The organism is Catenuloplanes sp. NPDC051500, assembly GCF_044454585.1.
GTDB lineage: Bacteria > Actinomycetota > Actinomycetes > Mycobacteriales > Micromonosporaceae > Catenuloplanes.
Map to the genome: position 1 here is coordinate 353,149 of NZ_JBITDX010000009.1, position 15,685 is coordinate 368,833.

At 71.1% G+C, this 15,685-nt stretch carries 14 protein-coding genes; 8 read left to right on the forward strand and 6 right to left on the reverse strand.

Annotated elements, in window-relative coordinates; translation table 11 throughout:
• Window positions 1-125 precede the first annotated feature (125 nt).
• Window positions 126-731: a nitroreductase family protein gene (locus ACIA8K_RS20980; RefSeq protein WP_396061574.1), complete on the reverse strand. Its 606-nt coding sequence runs from the start codon at window positions 729-731 to the stop codon at window positions 126-128.
• A gap of 224 nt (window positions 732-955) precedes the next feature.
• On the opposite strand from ACIA8K_RS20980, the gene ACIA8K_RS20985 reads away from it, so the two are divergent.
• Both ACIA8K_RS20985 and ACIA8K_RS20990 read left to right on the forward strand, forming a co-directional pair.
• Entirely contained in the window at window positions 956-1,396 is a 441-nt protein-coding gene (locus ACIA8K_RS20985; protein WP_396061577.1) for a hypothetical protein, read from the forward strand.
• 191 nt (window positions 1,397-1,587) lie between these two features.
• Window positions 1,588-3,825 carry a putative bifunctional diguanylate cyclase/phosphodiesterase gene (locus ACIA8K_RS20990; RefSeq protein WP_396061580.1) on the forward strand — a complete coding sequence of 746 codons (2,238 nt, stop codon included), beginning with the start codon at window positions 1,588-1,590 and terminating at the stop codon, window positions 3,823-3,825.
• On the opposite strand, the gene ACIA8K_RS20995 is transcribed toward ACIA8K_RS20990, so the two are convergent.
• Entirely contained in the window at window positions 3,800-4,231 is a 432-nt protein-coding gene (locus ACIA8K_RS20995) for an ATP-binding protein (RefSeq protein ID WP_396061583.1), read from the reverse strand. The genes ACIA8K_RS20990 and ACIA8K_RS20995 overlap by 26 nt on opposite strands.
• 62 nt (window positions 4,232-4,293) lie before the next feature.
• Window positions 4,294-5,109: an SAM-dependent methyltransferase gene (locus ACIA8K_RS21000; protein ID WP_396061586.1), complete on the reverse strand. Its 816-nt coding sequence runs from the start codon at window positions 5,107-5,109 to the stop codon at window positions 4,294-4,296.
• 268 nt (window positions 5,110-5,377) lie between these two features.
• On the opposite strand from ACIA8K_RS21000, the gene ACIA8K_RS21005 reads away from it, so the two are divergent.
• Window positions 5,378-6,499, forward strand: a complete 1,122-nt coding sequence (locus ACIA8K_RS21005) for a glycosyltransferase (RefSeq protein ID WP_396061588.1) — start codon at window positions 5,378-5,380, stop codon at window positions 6,497-6,499.
• A gap of 43 nt (window positions 6,500-6,542) precedes the next feature.
• On the forward strand, window positions 6,543-7,151 hold the full coding sequence (locus ACIA8K_RS21010) for a TetR/AcrR family transcriptional regulator (protein WP_396061590.1): 609 nt from the start codon (window positions 6,543-6,545) through the stop codon (window positions 7,149-7,151).
• On the opposite strand, the gene ACIA8K_RS21015 is transcribed toward ACIA8K_RS21010, so the two are convergent.
• Complete coding sequence (locus ACIA8K_RS21015) at window positions 7,135-7,350, reverse strand: hypothetical protein (RefSeq protein ID WP_396061593.1); 216 nt, start codon at window positions 7,348-7,350, stop codon at window positions 7,135-7,137. The two genes, ACIA8K_RS21010 and ACIA8K_RS21015, sit on opposite strands and share 17 nt — an antisense overlap.
• Before the next feature lie 107 nt (window positions 7,351-7,457).
• Here ACIA8K_RS21015 and ACIA8K_RS21020 point away from each other — a divergent pair, with 107 nt between their 5' ends.
• Window positions 7,458-7,940 carry a MarR family winged helix-turn-helix transcriptional regulator gene (locus tag ACIA8K_RS21020; protein WP_396061596.1) on the forward strand — a complete coding sequence of 161 codons (483 nt, stop codon included), beginning with the start codon at window positions 7,458-7,460 and terminating at the stop codon, window positions 7,938-7,940.
• Here ACIA8K_RS21020 and ACIA8K_RS21025 read toward each other — a convergent pair.
• Window positions 7,937-10,609 carry a DUF4132 domain-containing protein gene (locus ACIA8K_RS21025; RefSeq protein WP_396061599.1) on the reverse strand — a complete coding sequence of 891 codons (2,673 nt, stop codon included), beginning with the start codon at window positions 10,607-10,609 and terminating at the stop codon, window positions 7,937-7,939. The two genes, ACIA8K_RS21020 and ACIA8K_RS21025, sit on opposite strands and share 4 nt — an antisense overlap.
• 36 nt (window positions 10,610-10,645) lie before the next feature.
• A complete protein-coding gene (gene def, locus ACIA8K_RS21030) occupies window positions 10,646-11,146 on the reverse strand; it encodes a peptide deformylase (protein ID WP_396061602.1) in 501 nt (166 codons plus the stop codon).
• Window positions 11,147-11,225: 79 nt separating this feature from the next.
• On the opposite strand from def, the gene ACIA8K_RS21035 reads away from it, so the two are divergent.
• The 3 genes from ACIA8K_RS21035 (at window position 11,226) to ACIA8K_RS21045 (ending at window position 14,341) form a co-directional block, all read left to right on the forward strand.
• Window positions 11,226-12,284: a FecCD family ABC transporter permease gene (locus ACIA8K_RS21035; protein ID WP_396061605.1), complete on the forward strand. Its 1,059-nt coding sequence runs from the start codon at window positions 11,226-11,228 to the stop codon at window positions 12,282-12,284.
• Between the two features lie 126 nt (window positions 12,285-12,410).
• Window positions 12,411-13,259 (forward strand): ABC transporter substrate-binding protein, encoded by an 849-nt coding sequence (locus ACIA8K_RS21040; RefSeq protein WP_396061608.1) that lies wholly within the window; start codon window positions 12,411-12,413, stop codon window positions 13,257-13,259.
• Window positions 13,256-14,341 (forward strand): ABC transporter ATP-binding protein, encoded by a 1,086-nt coding sequence (locus tag ACIA8K_RS21045; RefSeq protein WP_396061611.1) that lies wholly within the window; start codon window positions 13,256-13,258, stop codon window positions 14,339-14,341. The genes ACIA8K_RS21040 and ACIA8K_RS21045 overlap by 4 nt, the downstream gene beginning before the upstream one ends.
• Window positions 14,342-15,685 lie beyond the last annotated feature (1,344 nt).

The window sequence follows — 15,685 nt, forward strand, 5'->3', positions numbered from 1 at the left end:
CATGACCAACCCGGGCCTGCGGCCGCAACCAGATTTCCGCTTCCCACATCCGTCTCTGGCCGCGGCCCGCACGCTCCCGCGGGCTCACGCGCCGCGATTCCCTCCCGCCGGCGGTCCCGCCGGGGTCACTCCGGCGTGTGCTGCCACCGGCCGCGGTACACGACGTCATCCTTGGGGCGACGGCGCGCGCGCAGGTCGCGGGGCGGCTCGTCGCTGTAGCCGACGGAGATCGCGCCGATCGGGTTGAAGTGCGCCGGCACGCCGAAGGCCTCCCGGAACGAGTCGACCCGGCCCGCGGGAAGGCCGAAGAAACAGGCGCCCAGCCCGGCGTCGACCGCGGTCAGCAGCATCAGCAGCGAGGCCATGCCGGTGTCGATGTCCCAGTACGGTGCCGGCCACCAGCCCTCGGAACGGTCGGCGTGGCCCTTGTCCGCCTGGGCGTACCGCTCCAGGTAGGCGTCCTTGTTCGACAGCGCGACGATCAGCAGCGGAGCCTCGACGTTCGCCGCGAACCAGTTCTCCGGCTGCTCGGCCGGCCGCACCGAGTCCCGGAACAGCGCGATGTCCGCCGCGGTGTCAAGCACCAGGAATCCCCAGCCCTGCGAGAAACCGGCCGACGGCGCACGCAGGGCGTTGTCGACGATCCGGTCCACGACCTCCGGCGGCACCGGCCGGTCCGGGTCGAAGCTACGCACCATGCGCCGGCGCCGGACGACATCCTGGAATTCCATTTCGGCACCGTACCCGAGCCCCGCGCCCCACCGGCCGGGTCAGCCTGCTCCCCGGCCGTGATGGCCCGCACACCCCACTCGCCGTGATGGTCCGCGTTCGGCTGAAGTGGCCGGAAGCGGGCGTGTCCGCATCGGCCGCGGTGACGCAGCCGGTGATGGGCGGGCTCCCGCGAGTCCTTCCCGCCGCTGCTCTCCGTCGTGGGCGGACCGGCTACGTTGTGCGGATGAGTCTCCTTGAGGACGTGGCGACGCGGGACGGCTGGCGCTGCTGGGTGTGCGACGAAGCCGTCGACCCGGACATGCCGGTGAACGACCCGCGTGGCCCGAGCGTCGACAGCCGCACCGCGGACCGGAAGTCAAAGATCACCGAGCGGCTCGCGCACCGTGCCTGCAACACGCGCAAGGGCGCGGTCAAGGTGGTCATCGCCTGGCCGGACCGGCTGCACGTGATCGAGCCCGCCCCGCTGATCGCGGTCGCGGAGCGCCTGGAGCGCAAGGGCGGCCGCGAGGTCGTGGGGCGCTGCCCGAGCAAGAAGGACGCGCAGGAGGCGGCGGACTGGCTCGTCGACCGCTTCTCCCGCCTCACCCCTGCGCTCCCGGTGACCGCAACCGTCGACGCAGGCGGCGGCCAGTTCCTCGTCGCCCTGACCACCGGGCGTCGTTAAGGCGCTCCTCCGGCCTCCTGACCGCGTTTGCGGATCTACGGCTGGCACATCGCGGCGATCACCCGCGTCGAGATCGACAACCTTCCGGTCGTGAGGCCGCCGGTGTGTGCGATTATCCGGCAACGCTTCATCCGGTGGCCGTCCTGCCGATGGGAACCCCTGGAACAGTGCCGTGTCCAGGAGGTGCCGTGATGACGCCTGCGCTCCTGAGACGGCGCGGGATCGCCGCTCCGGTCGTGCTCGCGGTGATCATCGCGGCCGGGCAGATGGTGTCGCTCCTCTCACCTGACCTGCGCTCGCCGATCTTCGGCATGTCGCTGCTGGCGCTGGACGCGCTTGGCATCCGCTACAGCCTGCGCGCCGCCCGGTACGGTGCCCGCCGCACCTGGCGGATCACCGCGGCCGGCCGGGCGCTCTCGCTGTCCATGTCGATCTGCTTCGCGGTCAACGAGGTAACCGGCGCACTCGCCTGGTGGTGGGCCGGCGCGCTCAGCGGCCTCGCGATGTTCCTCGCCCTGACGGCGGCGGCGTTGTCCGCGTCGATCAGCCGGTTGCGCGGCCGGGAGCGGCTCGCCTTCGCCGCCGAGCTGCTCACCGTGTTCAGCTGCGCGTTCATGCTGGTCTGGCACCTGGTGCTGGAACCCGCCTCGCACACGCCGGCAAGCTACCGGTGGGTGTTCGACATCGGCTTCGGGCTGGGCAATCTGCTGCTCAGCGTGGTGATCGGCACCGTACTGCTGCGGGGCGCATCCCGGGGGCTGCACGAGCCGATCACGCTGCTGCTCGGCGGCATGATCCTCTGGGCGGTGAGCGACACGGTGTTCTCCTCGATCCGGATCAACGGCGGCGAACCGGACACCAACGCGCTCGCGGTGCTGGCACTGACCTCGGCCAGCCTGATCATGACTGTCGCGGCGATGCGGATGGAGCCGGGCGCGCAGTCGGACGCGGGCGTGACCTGGAGCGCGCCGCCGATCTGGTCCACCCACCTGCCGTACATCGGCGTAGCGCTCGGCAGCGTGGTGCTTGTCGCCATCACCATCAAGGACCAGGCGTTCCTCACCTGGGGCGGCCTGATCCTGGCGCAGTGCGCGATGACGATCGCGGTCATGCTGAGGCAGGTGGTGTCGCTGCGGGACAGCCGTGAGGTGAGCAGCACAGATCCGCTCACCGGGCTGGCGAACCTGGCGGGGCTGCGCGCCGGGTTGCACCGTGCCACCGGCCCGTACGGAATTCTCCTCATCGACCTGGACGACTTCAAACCGGTGAACGACAGGTACGGCCACGAGACCGGCAACGTGCTGCTCACCCACGTGGCACAGCTGCTGCGCGGGCAGATCCGAGTCTCGGATCTCGCGGCCCGGGTGGGCGGCGACGAGTTCGTCATCGTGCTGTTCGACCTGGAGAGCGACGCCGAGGCCGGTGCCGTGGCCGAGCGGGTACTGGCCGCGTTCGCGAGCACGCCGGTCGAGGTGGGGGAGCACGTCATCCACGCGCATGCCAGCATCGGTGTGGCCACCTCGATCGCCGGGGAGGACGCCAAGGCCGTGCAGCACCGGGCCGACATGGCGATGTACGAGGCCAAGCGCAACGACAAGCACGGGTGGCGGGCCTACGACCCGTCGATGACCGACCAGCGCACTCGGGAGGCGATTCTCGCGGACCTGCTGGAGCTCGCGATCGACGCCGGTCAGCTGCACGTGCACTACCAGCCGATCGTCGACCTGGCGACCGGCCGGACTGTCGGCGTCGAGGCGCTCGCCCGGTGGGATCACCCGTCGTACGGGTCCGTCCCGCCCAGCGAGTTCGTGCCGATCGCCGAACGGTCCCAGCTGATTCACACGGTCGGGCTGTGGATCCTTGAGGAGGCGTGCGCGCAGGTGCAGGACTGGCAGCTCCGCCAGCACCACGACCCACTGCACCTGAGCGTCAACCTGTCGCCCCGCCAGCTGCTCAAGCCCGGCATCGTGGCGGACATCGTCGGCGTACTGGAGCGGACCGGCCTGTCCCCGGCGCACCTGACGCTGGAGATCACCGAGACCGCGATCGTGGTCGCGGACACGGCAGCGCCGATCCTCGCCGAGTTCCGGGCGCTCGGCATCCGGATCGCGATCGACGACTTCGGCACCGGGTACTCGTCGCTGCAGTACCTGATCGGCCTGCCGATCGACGTCCTCAAGATCGACAGGGCTTTCGTGACACAGCTGGACAGCACCACCCGGGGCGCTGCGGTCGCCGAGGCCGTGGTCCGGCTCGGCCAGATCCTCGGCCTCGACACCGTCGCCGAGGGCATCGAGTCACCGGCGCAGGTCGCGGAGCTGCAACTGCTCGGCTGCACGAGCGGCCAGGGCTACCTGTTCAGCCCGCCCCGGCCCGCTGCCGAGATCGAGGCGAGCCTGAGCCTCAGTCCACGTCAAACGGCCCGGTAGCGGGTACCGGGAAGCTCGCCCACACGTGCTTCGCGTGCGGCGTGGTGTACCAGCCGACGTCAAGTGACAGCGACTGCGCGATCTGCAGCCCGCGCCCGCCGGCCGATTCCCACGACGGGTCGACCGGCTCCGGCGGAGTGTTCGGGTCGCGGTCCAGCACGTCGAGCACGAACTGGTCCTCGGTGCGGAGCAGCCGCACCTCGGTCGGCGGCCGGCCGTGCCGGATCGCGTTCGTCGCCAGTTCCGTCGCCACCAGAAGCATCCGCTCCGGCACCTCGGCGAGCGGCTCACCCGTGATCTCCTCGCTCAGCCCGGCCCGGAGCGTGCGGAGCTGGTCCGGGCTGTGCAGCACCCAGGTCCGGACCTCGTTGGCTTCGGGCGGAAGCGACGTGTTCAGATTGCTCACGAGCGGCAACTACCCCGTTGTGACCAGCTCCACTCCACCCGCGAGGGGTGACTCTGTGCGCTTCAGGGGATCCGGGCGACGCCCGCATAGACGGCGGCCTCGGCGGCGGTCGGGCGCGGTTCGGGCTCGGTGTCCGCGCGCCAGTCCGCGACCGAGGTGATGCCGGGTGCGATCACCTCGAGGCCGTCGAAGAACCTGGCGAACTCCTCCCGGGTACGTGGCGCGGCCGGCTCCCCGCTGCGGGCGAACGCGCCGCGCAGGTTGGCCGCGTCGTCCGGCGACAGGTAGTCGAGCGTGCCGTTGGACATGGTCAGGTAGCTGCCGGGCGCCATGGCCGCGACCAGCTGGCCGACGAGTGCGTACGGCCGCATCTCCTCCGGGAAGAAGTGCATGACCGCGACGAGCATCAGCCCGACCGGCTGGGTGAGATCGAGCGTGTCGCGCAGGCCGGCGTCGGAGAGGATCCGGTCCGGGTCGCGGAGGTCCGCATCGACGTAGGCGGTGGCGCCCTCGGCCGAGCTGGTCAGCAGCGCCCGCGCGTGGACAAGCACTATCGGGTCGTTGTCGACGTAGACGACGCGGGTGGCGGGTGCGATGCCCTGCGCGACCTCGTGCACGTTCGGCGCGGTGGGGAGGCCGCTGCCGATGTCGAGGAACTGCCGGATGCCGGCCTCGCGGGCCAGGAAGGTGACCGCCCGCCGCAGGAACCGCCGGTTCTCCAACGCGGAGATGCGCGCGGTGGGGAAGAACCTGGTGAGCATTTCCGCGTTGACCCGGTCGGCCTCGAAGTTGTCCTTGCCGCCGAGCAGGTAGTCGTACCGGCGGGCCGGGTGCATGGTGCTGGTGTCGATACCCGGTGGTACCTGACGGTCGGCCATGCGTGGGTCCTATCCGGTGGCGGCGGTCGATGCCTCCGCAGTGTATCGGTAACCGCACACCCCACAGTGGACCGTTTCAGTTTTCGCCCGGAAGCCGGACTTCGAGGCTGCTGGCCTGCGAAGTCGTCCCTTCCGGTCCGCCGCCGGCCGCCGCGGTCCCGGTGCGTCTCACGGTCGCCGCCGACGATCGGCGCGATCCCGTGGCCGGGCGGGCAGCAGCACATCGTCGGAATGGCATTCTGATCACTGGAACGCTATTCTGATGGACATGCGAGTTCTGTTCAGCTGCACGCCCGCGATCGGGCACACGTACCCCCTCCTGCCGTTGGCTCGTGCCTTTTTCCGCCGTGGCGACGAGGTCGCGTTCGTGACCGCGGCCGGGATGGCGCCGGTGCTGTTTGGCGAGGGCTTCACGCTGCTGCCCGCCGGCCCGATGCCGGACGTGCTGTTCGCCGAGGCCGCCGCGCGCTCCGGCCGGGACCCGGCCGCCGACCCGACGCCGGAGAGCGTGGCCGCGTTCTTCGGTGATGTCCGCCTGGACACGACCGCGGAGGAGGCGCTCGCCGCGGCCCGCGACTGGGCGCCGGACCTGGTCGTCAACGAGGTGTTCGACCTGGTCGGCGCGCTGGCCGCGGCCGAGCTCGGCACGCCGCTGGCCACGGTCTCGACCGGCCCCGGCGCTCCGCCCGAATTCCTGAACGCGATCGCGGCGAACGCGGCCCCCTACTTCACCGCGCGCGGACTTGACGCCCCGGTCACGCTCCCGGCCGGCCGATGGCTGCTCGACGTGTGCCCGGACGCGCTCGGCCCGCTCGGCATCCCGGACGGCGTGACCCGGCTGACGCTCCGCCCGGAGGCGCACCGCGGCCCGGACGGCGACGTCACCGCGGCGTTCCCGCCACCCGCGCCCGGCCGTCCCCGCGTGCTCGTCACGTTCGGGTCGCACGTCGCGGACCCGGAGATGGTGCTGGACCTGCTGTCCACGCTTGCGGAGGGGAGTGACGCCGAGTTCGTCGGGACCGCGCTGCCCGGCGCCGTGCCGGACCCGAGGCTGGTGCCGTTCCAGCCGATGGTGGGACTACTCGACGGCGTCACCGCTGTCGTCACGCACGGCGGCGCGGGCACGGTGCTCGGCGCGCTCTCGCTCGGCTTGCCGATCGTGGTGGTGCCGCAGGGCGCGGACCAGTTCGTGCAGGCCGCGGCCGTCACCGCGGCCGGCTGCGGCGTGGCGACCGCGCCCGGCCGGCCCGACCCGGAGCAGCTGCGCGCCGCCGTGCACGCGGTGCTCACCGACCCGCGGTTCGCCGCGGCCGCCGCCGGCGTGCGCAAGCAGATCGACGCGATGACCTCGCCGGACGAGGTCGCCGCATCGCTGGCCGCCGCGATCTAAGCTCCAACGGCGGCCGCGCCCGGCCGCCCGCACAAGGAGCACCATGGCCGTGAACCCAAACTCCCGGCGCGCGCAGGCCGCGGAGCACACCCGCGTCCTCATCCTGCGCGCCGCGCTGGAACGCTTCACGGCCGACGGGTACGCCAAGGCCACGGTCAACGACATCGCGAAGGCCGCAGGCGTGGTGGTGGCCACCGTCTACACAAGCGTCGGCGGCAAGCCGGTCCTGCTCGAACAGCTGGTCCGGCAGGGCGTCGAGGACACCGAGGTGGAGCGCACCACCGAGGCGATCCGGGTCGCCGCCACCGGCCGCGAGGTGATCGACCTGCTCGCGGACGGCACCGGGCTCACCTACCGCAGGCACGCGGCCGTGATCGGGCTGCTGCTCGACACGGCCGCCTACGAGCCGTTCGCCCGCCGCCTGCTCACCGCCGGTAACCGCACCTACCGGGCTGCGCTCGCGGCCGGCGCCCGGCGGCTGGACGAGCTTGGCGCACTCGCGGACGGCGTCGACGTGGACCGCGCGACGGACGTGCTCTGGTACCTCTTCGGCATCTACTCCTGGCCCCGGCTGCTCCGCGAGGCCGGCTGGACCGACGCGGAGGCCGACGCCTGGCTTCGCGACACCGCGGCGGTCAGGCTCCTGCGCTAGCCCGCCGGCGCCGCTGCACGTAGGGCAGCACGAACAGATACAACCCGGAGACCAGGAGCAACAGCAGCGGGAGTACGGGAAGCGTGTAGACCCAGCCGGCCGGCTCACCCTGCACGACGAGCAGAACTGTGACCAGCACAACGGCGGCGGTGAACGCGATCGACAACCATCGGTGCACCTGGCGAATCAACTTGTTCATGCAGCTCACGCTAGGTGCACCGACTCCCGGCGCGCTTCTCGATTTCTGACCGTTCCTGACCCTTCTCGCACCTCGGTGCTTCGAATTCGCACGGGTACGCTGTGCGGGTGACCGATGGGCTCGATCCGCAGCAGCTGAGCAGTTACTTCGCGTTCATGGAGAGCGCCAGCCTGCTCCAGCACCACGTCGAGCAGCAGCTGCGGACCGCCGGAGACATCAGCTATGTGCAGTTCCAGGTGCTCGCCCGGCTCGGCGACGCGCGGGACGGGCTGTCCATGACCGAGCTTGCGGACGGCGTCGTCTACAGCCGCAGCGGCCTGACCTACCAGGCCGGCCAGCTGGAGAAGGCCGGCCTGATCACGCGCGGCCCCAGCCCGGACGACGACCGCGCCACGCTTGTCACCCTCACGGACGCCGGGCGCGCGCTCCTCGCCCGGGTGTTCCCCGGGCACATCGAGACCGTCCGCGGCACGCTCCTCGCTCCGCTCTCCGCGGACGATCTGCGTACCCTCGGCGACATCATGTCCCGCGTCCGCGACCACATGCGCGCCCAGCCGCCACGCTCCGCCGCCCCACGAAAGCGCCGCTAACTCTGGGTGAGGGCGTTCAGGTCGCGGGCCAGTTCGGAGACGGCGGTGGGGGAGAGCCGGTCCCAGGGGACCGTGCCGTCACGACGCCACCCGACGTGGGCCGGGCCGGGCAGCAGCACAAGCTCCTCAAGCGTCTGCTCGGGAAAAACGTCCGGCGCGCCGATCGCGATGCCCGGGTCCAGCATGATCGCTGCGGTGAGCCCGTCGCCGACCGGCCGCTCGATCCAGCCCTGCACGCCGTTGTCCTCCGCGCAACCGCGCCGCCAGCCGCGCGGTTCCAGGCCGAGCACCCGCCCGACCGGCACCGTCACGTTCTTCACGTCCCCGACCTGCGTGAACACCTCGCGGTGGATCTGCGGGAACGGCTGCACGATCTCGTAGTCGGTGAAGACCCCGGCCCATGGCGCGAGATCCACCGCGGCCGGGTGCGGCAGGTGGATCACCGCGTCGTCCGGCACGGTAAGCGCCGTGTCGTCGGCCGTGGCGAAGGTCCGGTCCTCGGCCACCCGGAAGCACGGACCGTCCACCACGCCCCAGACCAGGCGCCGCACCAGGTGCCACAGCAGCGGATGCCCGGCCAGGAACTCGCGGAACTCCGCCCCGGACCAGCGGCGTTCCTCCACCATCGACCGCTCCAGCCGCCGGACCTGGTCGGCCGCGATCATCCGGACGTCCTTCTTCAGCGCGCCGAACCGCGAGTACGCGGCGGGATCGTCCTTCACCCCGGGTTTCGGCAGCGACTTCAGCCGTCGGCCGGCGGCGTCCGTCACGTACGGCCGCAGCTGCTCGTCGAAGCCGACCGTGAACTGGCGCGGGCCGTAGTCAAGCAGCAGCGAACCGTCCGCGGACAGGCCGAGATCCGGCACCAGGCGGTCCGCGAGCTGGGCCGCGCTCAGCCCCATCGTGGCCGCGACCGCGGCGATCTTCTCCCCGGCCCGGTCCTTTAGCGCCTTGAACGTCACGCGCTGCGCGATGCCGTGCAGGTGCATGAGCGCCACGCCGGTGCCGATCGCCGCAAGCACGGACAGCCCGAGGACGGCCTTGCGGTGGCCGCCCTCACCCGGCCAGGCGCGGATCACCGGCGTCAGGCGGCGCACGGTCCCGTCGTCGCCGAGCAGGCCCAGCGCGGTCAGCGCCCAACTCTCCTTCGCCGGTGCGCCGGCCGCCTGCCAGCGCTCGAACAGCGCCCAGCCGAACTCGGCCCGGTCGCCCGGGTCGAGCGCCTCGACGGCGTCCCGGCCGAGTGCGTGGTTCTTGATGGGGTCTCGGCTGGGTGCGGGGGTCTTGACGGCGTCCCGGGCGAGTGCGGGGGTCTTGATGGCGTCTCGGCCGGGTGCGGGGGTTTTGGTGGCGTTCCGGCTGGGTGCGGGGGCCGACAGTGCGGCCAGCAGGTGTCCGACGGCCTCCGGTGGCAGTGTGCCGGAGCCGTCCCGGAGCGCGATCCGGGGCAACCCGGCCGGAGTCGCCCACGACGGCAGCGCACGCGTCCCGGACAGGGCTGTCAACGCGGCCGGAACGTTCCCGGCCGGCGCGTCGAGGGTCACCTCTGCCGTGGCTGCCAGTGCCGCGCGCACCCGGTCGGCAGGCGGCCCGGCCAGCTCCGGCAGCAGTTCCTCGGCCATCGCCGGATCGCCTGCCACCCGCACGCGCAGCAGCGCCGCCACGGCCGGGGCGCCGGATCCCGCCGCGAGCCGTACCGCCCGGCGCGGATACCGCGTCGCCGCGTCCGCGAGCGCCGCCCGTACCGCGGGATGAGCGGCTCGGTCCAGCAGCACCTGGAACGCCTCGTCGGACGGCAGTGCCGCGATCATGGCCGCGCATCTCCGGCGCGCCTCCGCCTCGATGTACGGCTCGTCGAACCAGCGCAGCAGCACCGGCAGCGCGTCCGCGCCGACGCCCTCGACCATTGAGGTGAGCGTGCCGCCGGTCCACCTGATCGCGAACGGTTCCGTCGCGGCCGCGGCCGCCTCGAGCTGCGGGCCGGTCCGCACGGACGAGAGCAGCAGCGGTACGCCCACGCCGCCCGTCAGAGGCGCGGTCCGGACCATGGACAGGTCCTCGTCGACCCAGTCCTGCCGGTGCGGCATCAGGAACGAGGTCATCAGCCGTTGCAGCGGCAGGCCGTGCTCCCGCCAGGGGGCGAGTGCGGCCTCGGCGGCCGCGTGGTCCTCGTCGCTCGCGGTGGCCAGCCGGGCCCGTACCCCCGCGCTGAAGTGGTTGTGGGAGTCCGGCCACCCGTGGTACGGCTGGGGGTCGAGCCAGTCGGCCGCGTCCCTGCGGCTCAGCGCCGAGTGCGCGCGGATGCCGGCCAGCGCCACCGCCGTCTCCGCCGCGAGTGGGAGGCCGTGCCGTGACGCCCACGGCTCGGCCCGCTCCACGGTCGGGGTCACGCCGCGCCAGTCGCCCGCGCCGACTGCGGCAGCGATCACCACGGCCAGGCCGAGCCCGGTGGCGTGCGCCGGATCGTCCAGGGCGGCGCGCCCGGCCGCGGCAAGATCGGGGTCGCCGCCCGTGTTCGCCAGGACCGTGCGGGCCTCGGCCTCATGACGGGTCAGGAACGCGGACGCCTTGGCGGCGGACGGGGCCGGGATGCGGGACGTGGTGAACCAGCCGCCGCGTCGCAGGTGATGACTGCGCCGCCAGGCCGGCGCGGGCTCTATATCGGACACGGCGCCACCGTAGCGGTGGGGTCCGACAGACCTCTCTCAGCGCAGTCCGGCCTCGCGCAGCAGCTCGTCGCGCTGGTCCGCCGGGAGCAGGTCCACATAGACAGTGCCGAGCAGGTGGTCGGTCTCGTGTTGCAGGCACCTGGCGAAATAGCCGGTGCCGGTCACCGTGATCGGCTCGCCGTGCCGATCGAAACCGGTCACCGTCGCCTCGGTGGCGCGTGGCACTGAGGCGCGTGGGCCGGGCACGGACAGGCAGCCCTCGGTGCCGTCGTCAAGCACCGCGGAGCGGGAGACCAGGACCGGATTGACCACGTGGCCGATCTGGCGTACGTCGTCCGCGTCCGGGCAGTCGTAGACGAAGATCTGCGCGTCGACGCCGATCTGGTTGGCGGCCAGGCCCACGCCGCGAGCCTCATACATGGACGCGAACATGTCGTCGATCAGGTCGGACAGCGCCTGGTCGAAGACGGTCACGTCGGCACAGCGGCGGTGCAGCACGGGGTTGCCGTAATGCGTGATCGGCCTGGGATTCGCCACCACGACACCATACGCGATCTATCCCGCCTTTGATCTTGGTGCTAGGTTGTTGCAAAACCTTGGCAATAAGGAGGGTGGGGTGTCCACCGATCCGCTCGGCGTGCGCGGACGTCGTCGCAACGGTGCGTTCTGGACCGCCGGGCTTGTCGCCGCGCTGATCGTCACCGGTCTCGTCGCGGTCGGCACCGGCGCGATCGCCATCGACCCGGCCACTGTCGCCCGGATCATCGGCCATCGGCTGACCGGGTGGGACACCGGCGACTGGACGCCGCCGCAGGAGGCGATCGTGTGGCAGGTGCGGCTGCCCCGCGTGCTGCTCGGCATGACTGTCGGCGCCGGGCTCGCGGTCTGCGGCGTCGCGCTGCAGGCCATGGTCCGCAACGTGCTCGCCGACCCGTACCTGCTCGGCATCAACTCCGGCGCGTCAAGCGGCGCGGCCGCCGCGATCCTGTTCGGCGTGGGCGCCGGATTCGGCCAGTACGCACTCTCCGGCAGCGCGTTCCTCGGCGCGCTCGCCGCGTCGCTGCTGGTCCTGCTGATCGCGCGCTCCGGCGGGCGGATCACCAGCCTCCGCCTGCTGCTCGCGGGCGTCGCAGTCGGATACGCCCTCTACGCCGCCACCAGCTTCCTGATCTTCGCGTCCGGGTCGGCCGAAGGCGCCCGATCGGTCATGTTCTGGCTGCTCGGCTCGCTCGGACTGGCCCGCTGGGACCCGCTGCTCGCCGTCACCGCGACCATCGTGCTCGGCACGGTCCTCTACCTGACCGTGCTGGGGCGGCGACTCGACATCCTCGCGGTCGGCGACGAGACCGCACACACACTCGGCGTCTCACCCGACCGGTTCCGGTTACGGCTGCTCGTGGTCGTCTCCCTCGCGGTCGGCGTGCTGGTCTCCGCGTCCGGCAGCATCGGATTCGCCGGGCTGGTCGTGCCGCACCTGGCCCGGCGCATCGTCGGCGCCGCGCACGTGCGCGTGGTGCCGGTCTCCGCGCTGCTCGGCGCGATCCTGCTGGTCTGGGCGGACGTGATCGCCCGCGTGCTGCTCGCCCCGCAGGAGATCCCGATCGGAATCATCACCTCACTGCTCGGCGCCCCCTTCCTCCTGATCCTCATCCGCCGCCTGCATGCCACCGCCTGAACTTTCTGAGGAGCTTCGATGAAAAGGGCCTGTCTCGCCGCCGCTGTTCTCTTGATATCGGGCTGCGGTGTGCAGTCGCAAGCGGAGGGTGCGCAAACGGTCACGATCACCAACTGCGGTGTGGACGTGACCTTCGACAAGGCGCCGGAACGGGTGGTGCTGCTGAAGAGCGCGGCCGTGCCGTACCTCCGTGATCTCGGGGTGTTGAATCGTGTCACGGCCCGCGCCGGCCGATACCCGGCCGAGTACTACGACGCCGCCACGCTCGCCGAACTTGCGAAGATCCCGCTGCTCACCGACAAGACCGACACCAGCGGCCACCTGCAGATCTCCAAGGAGGTGGTGATCAGCCAGCAGCCGGACCTGGTGCTCGGCGAGGTCGACAACCTCTCCCGCGACACGCTGTCCGCCGTGGACATCCCGCTGCTGGAGGAGCCGGTACTCTGCCCGGACAGCACCGCGATCCCGTCCTTCGACGGCATCTATGCGCAACTGGAAACCTACGGGCGGGTGTTCGGCAGGCAGGCCGAGGCGACCGCCGCGATCGCGGCGCTCAGAGAGCGCATGACCACAATCCAGAGCAGCGTGGGTACGCCGTCCGGCCGCACCGCCGCGATCCTCTACCCCACGGTCGGCGGCGGCGTCACCTACGCCTACGGCAACACCAGCATGGCCCACCCTCAGCTGGCGGCCGCCGGCTTCACAAACGTCTTCGGCGACTCCACCACCCGCGTCTTCGAGGTCACCCTTGAGGAACTGCTCGGCCGCGACCCCGACGTCATCATCCTGCTGCACGGCGACGGCGACCCGGCGGCCGTGGCGGGCGCCCTCACCGGCCTGCCCGGCGCGGACAAGCTCACCGCCGTCCGGGACGGCGCCGTGATGACGCAGCTGTTCAACTTCACCGAGCCCGCATCCCCGCTCAGCGTCGACGGTCTGGAGAGGATCGTCGCCCGCTTCCGGACCGGCGCATGATCTCCGCGTCCGGGGTGTCGTGGCGCTACGGCTCCACCGCGGTCATCGACGACGTCAGCCTGCTTGCGCGCCCCGGCCGCGTACTCGGCCTGATCGGCCCGAACGGCAGCGGCAAGACCACCTTGCTCCGCCTCCTCTACGGCGCGCTGCGCAGCCCCACCGGCTCGGTCACTGTCGACGGCGAGACGCTGGGCGGTGCCCGCGGCCGGTCGGCCGGGTCTGGCGGCCGGCCGGCCGGGTTCGCCAGTTGGCCTGCCGGTCTTGCCGGCCGAGCTGCTGGTCTTGCTGGTCGTCCTGCTGGTCTTGCTGGTCGTCCTGCCGGTCTTGCTGGTCGTCCTGCTGGTCTTGCCGGTCGTCCTGCTGGTCTTGCTGGTCATCCTGATGAGCTTGCTGGTCGTCCTGCTGGTCTTGCTGGCCGAGCTGCTGGGCCTGCTGGGCCTGCTGGGCCTGCTGGGCCTGCTGGGCCTGCTGGGCCTGCTGGGCCTGCTGGGCCTGCTGGTCGGTCGGGCGGGCTTGCCGGTCGGGAGGCCGCGCGCCGCCTCGCCGTGGTTGTGCAGGAGACCGGCGCCGACACCGCGCTCACCGTCGGCGAGATGGTGCTGCTCGGGCGCGGACCGCACCTCGGCACGTTCCAGCGCACCGGCCGCGACGATCACGAGATCGCCACCCGCTGCCTCACCCGGGTCGGCGCCGCGCACCTGGCCACCCGCGCGTTCACCGGCCTCTCCGGCGGCGAACGGCAGCGCGTGCTGATCGCCCGCGCGCTCGCCCAGCAGGCCACCCACCTGCTGCTCGACGAGCCCACCAACCACCTGGACATCCGCTATCAGCACGAAATCCTGCACCTGGTCCGCGCCCTGGACACCTGCGCGATCATCGTGCTGCACGACCTCAACCTCGCCGCCCGCTACTGCGACGACCTGGTCCTGCTCGGCAACGGCGGCGTGATCGCGGCCGGCACCACATCCGAGGTCCTCGACCCCGCCCTCCTCGAGCCGGTCTACGGCATCCGCATCCGCCGCCTGGACCTCGAAGGCACCCTCCACCTGCTATTCCACCCCACCGACGACCCCACCACCTGACGGCGCGCAGGCTCACATCGACGCAAAGCGCTTCGCGGCGGCGGTCGGCCGGTGCTGTCTACCGCAGGCCTTCGCAGCCAGGCCAGAGTTTTGCCGGCGGTCCGGAGTGTGGGGCGGTCGCGCTCCGGCGGTCGTTTGGGTCTCGCGTCAGCGGCGGTCGAGCGGTGCTGCTGCGGTTCGCCTGTTGCAAGGTCGGGCTGCGAGGCGAAGGATTTGTCGGCGGTCCGGTGGGTGGGGCGGTCGCGGTCCGGTGGTCGTTTGGGTCTCGCGTTAGTGGCGGTCGAGCGGTGCTGCTGCGGTTTGCCTGTTGCAAGGTCGGGCTGCGAGGCGAAGGTCTTGTCGGCGGTCCGGTGGGCGGGGCGGGGCGGTCGCGGTCCGCTGGTCGTGTTGGGTCTCGCGTCAGCGGCGGTTAGGCGGTGCGGCTGCGACGGTCGCGATCGCAAGAATCGGCAGCGAAGCCGCAGCCTCGCGAGCTCCGGTGGTCGATCACGGCCCTTCCGTTTCTCGAAGGGCATTGCCGACGAGCAGGTAGTCGAGGTGGGCCACGGTGCGTGGGCCTATGGTGAAATTGGAGCACTGCGTGCCCGAATTTCAGTATTTAACGCATGATGGCGACTCACGCCCTTGACGACGAAAGCCAGCAGCGAGACAGACCCTGCTGCTGTCGCGGATCGCTTCGCAATGGGCGTCTTACTGATCTTTCGGGGCAGGGTGAGCGCCGCCGCAGCCCGCTACATCGCGGACCTTTCGGACGCGACCCACCCGGCCGGTCCCGTAGGACCGGAATTCGACCACAAAGGTCAATAGTGGCCCGCCTGGCTCGGCGATGCTCACCGTGGATCCGGACGGTCAGCAGGTCTCGCGGGTGAGATCAGGAGCGGCATGCTCCGTACTCAAGGACGAAGCCCACCCGGGCACAGGAAATGTCGTCTCATAAGCACCTGGACGGCGAGGTGGCCGAGGACGGTCAAGATCCTTGTTTTGCTCACTGTCCTTTCTCGGCGGTGCAAAGGACCGTGAGCAAAACAAGGATCTTGATTCCCGCATAGTGGAAGATCCATTTCCGGTCGGCGGGCTGGCCGGTCTCGCCGGACGCGGATCTTGAGACCGAAGCCTCAGTGAGAGGAAATGTCGGGCGCGGATTGTCTGGAGTACCTGTAGTGCGCGACGCGTGTTCAAATCATGAGAAATTCTCTTCCACCTGTGAGATAGAAGATCCTTGCGGCTCTGGTGGGAGCCTGTCAGGATGTCTGTGTAACCATCCTTTTGCCCCTATAAGACCATTGTAGACGTGATGCGGCCTGGGAATGCGATTTCGAAGGCGCCGAGTGCGTCTTTCCAGCC

What these genes read in the sequence shown, in the direction of transcription:
- ACIA8K_RS20980 (WP_396061574.1), bottom strand. Translation starts at nt 731, where the DNA reads ATGGAATTCCAGGATGTCGTCCGGCGCCGGCGCATGGTGCGTAGCTTC.
- ACIA8K_RS20985 (WP_396061577.1), top strand. Translation starts at nt 956, where the DNA reads ATGAGTCTCCTTGAGGACGTGGCGACGCGGGACGGCTGGCGCTGCTGG.
- ACIA8K_RS21000 (WP_396061586.1), bottom strand. Translation starts at nt 5,109, where the DNA reads ATGGCCGACCGTCAGGTACCACCGGGTATCGACACCAGCACCATGCAC.
- ACIA8K_RS20990 (WP_396061580.1), top strand. Translation starts at nt 1,588, where the DNA reads ATGACGCCTGCGCTCCTGAGACGGCGCGGGATCGCCGCTCCGGTCGTG.
- ACIA8K_RS21015 (WP_396061593.1), bottom strand. Translation starts at nt 7,350, where the DNA reads ATGAACAAGTTGATTCGCCAGGTGCACCGATGGTTGTCGATCGCGTTC.
- ACIA8K_RS21005 (WP_396061588.1), top strand. Translation starts at nt 5,378, where the DNA reads ATGCGAGTTCTGTTCAGCTGCACGCCCGCGATCGGGCACACGTACCCC.
- ACIA8K_RS21045 (WP_396061611.1), top strand. Translation starts at nt 13,256, where the DNA reads ATGATCTCCGCGTCCGGGGTGTCGTGGCGCTACGGCTCCACCGCGGTC.
- ACIA8K_RS21010 (WP_396061590.1), top strand. Translation starts at nt 6,543, where the DNA reads ATGGCCGTGAACCCAAACTCCCGGCGCGCGCAGGCCGCGGAGCACACC.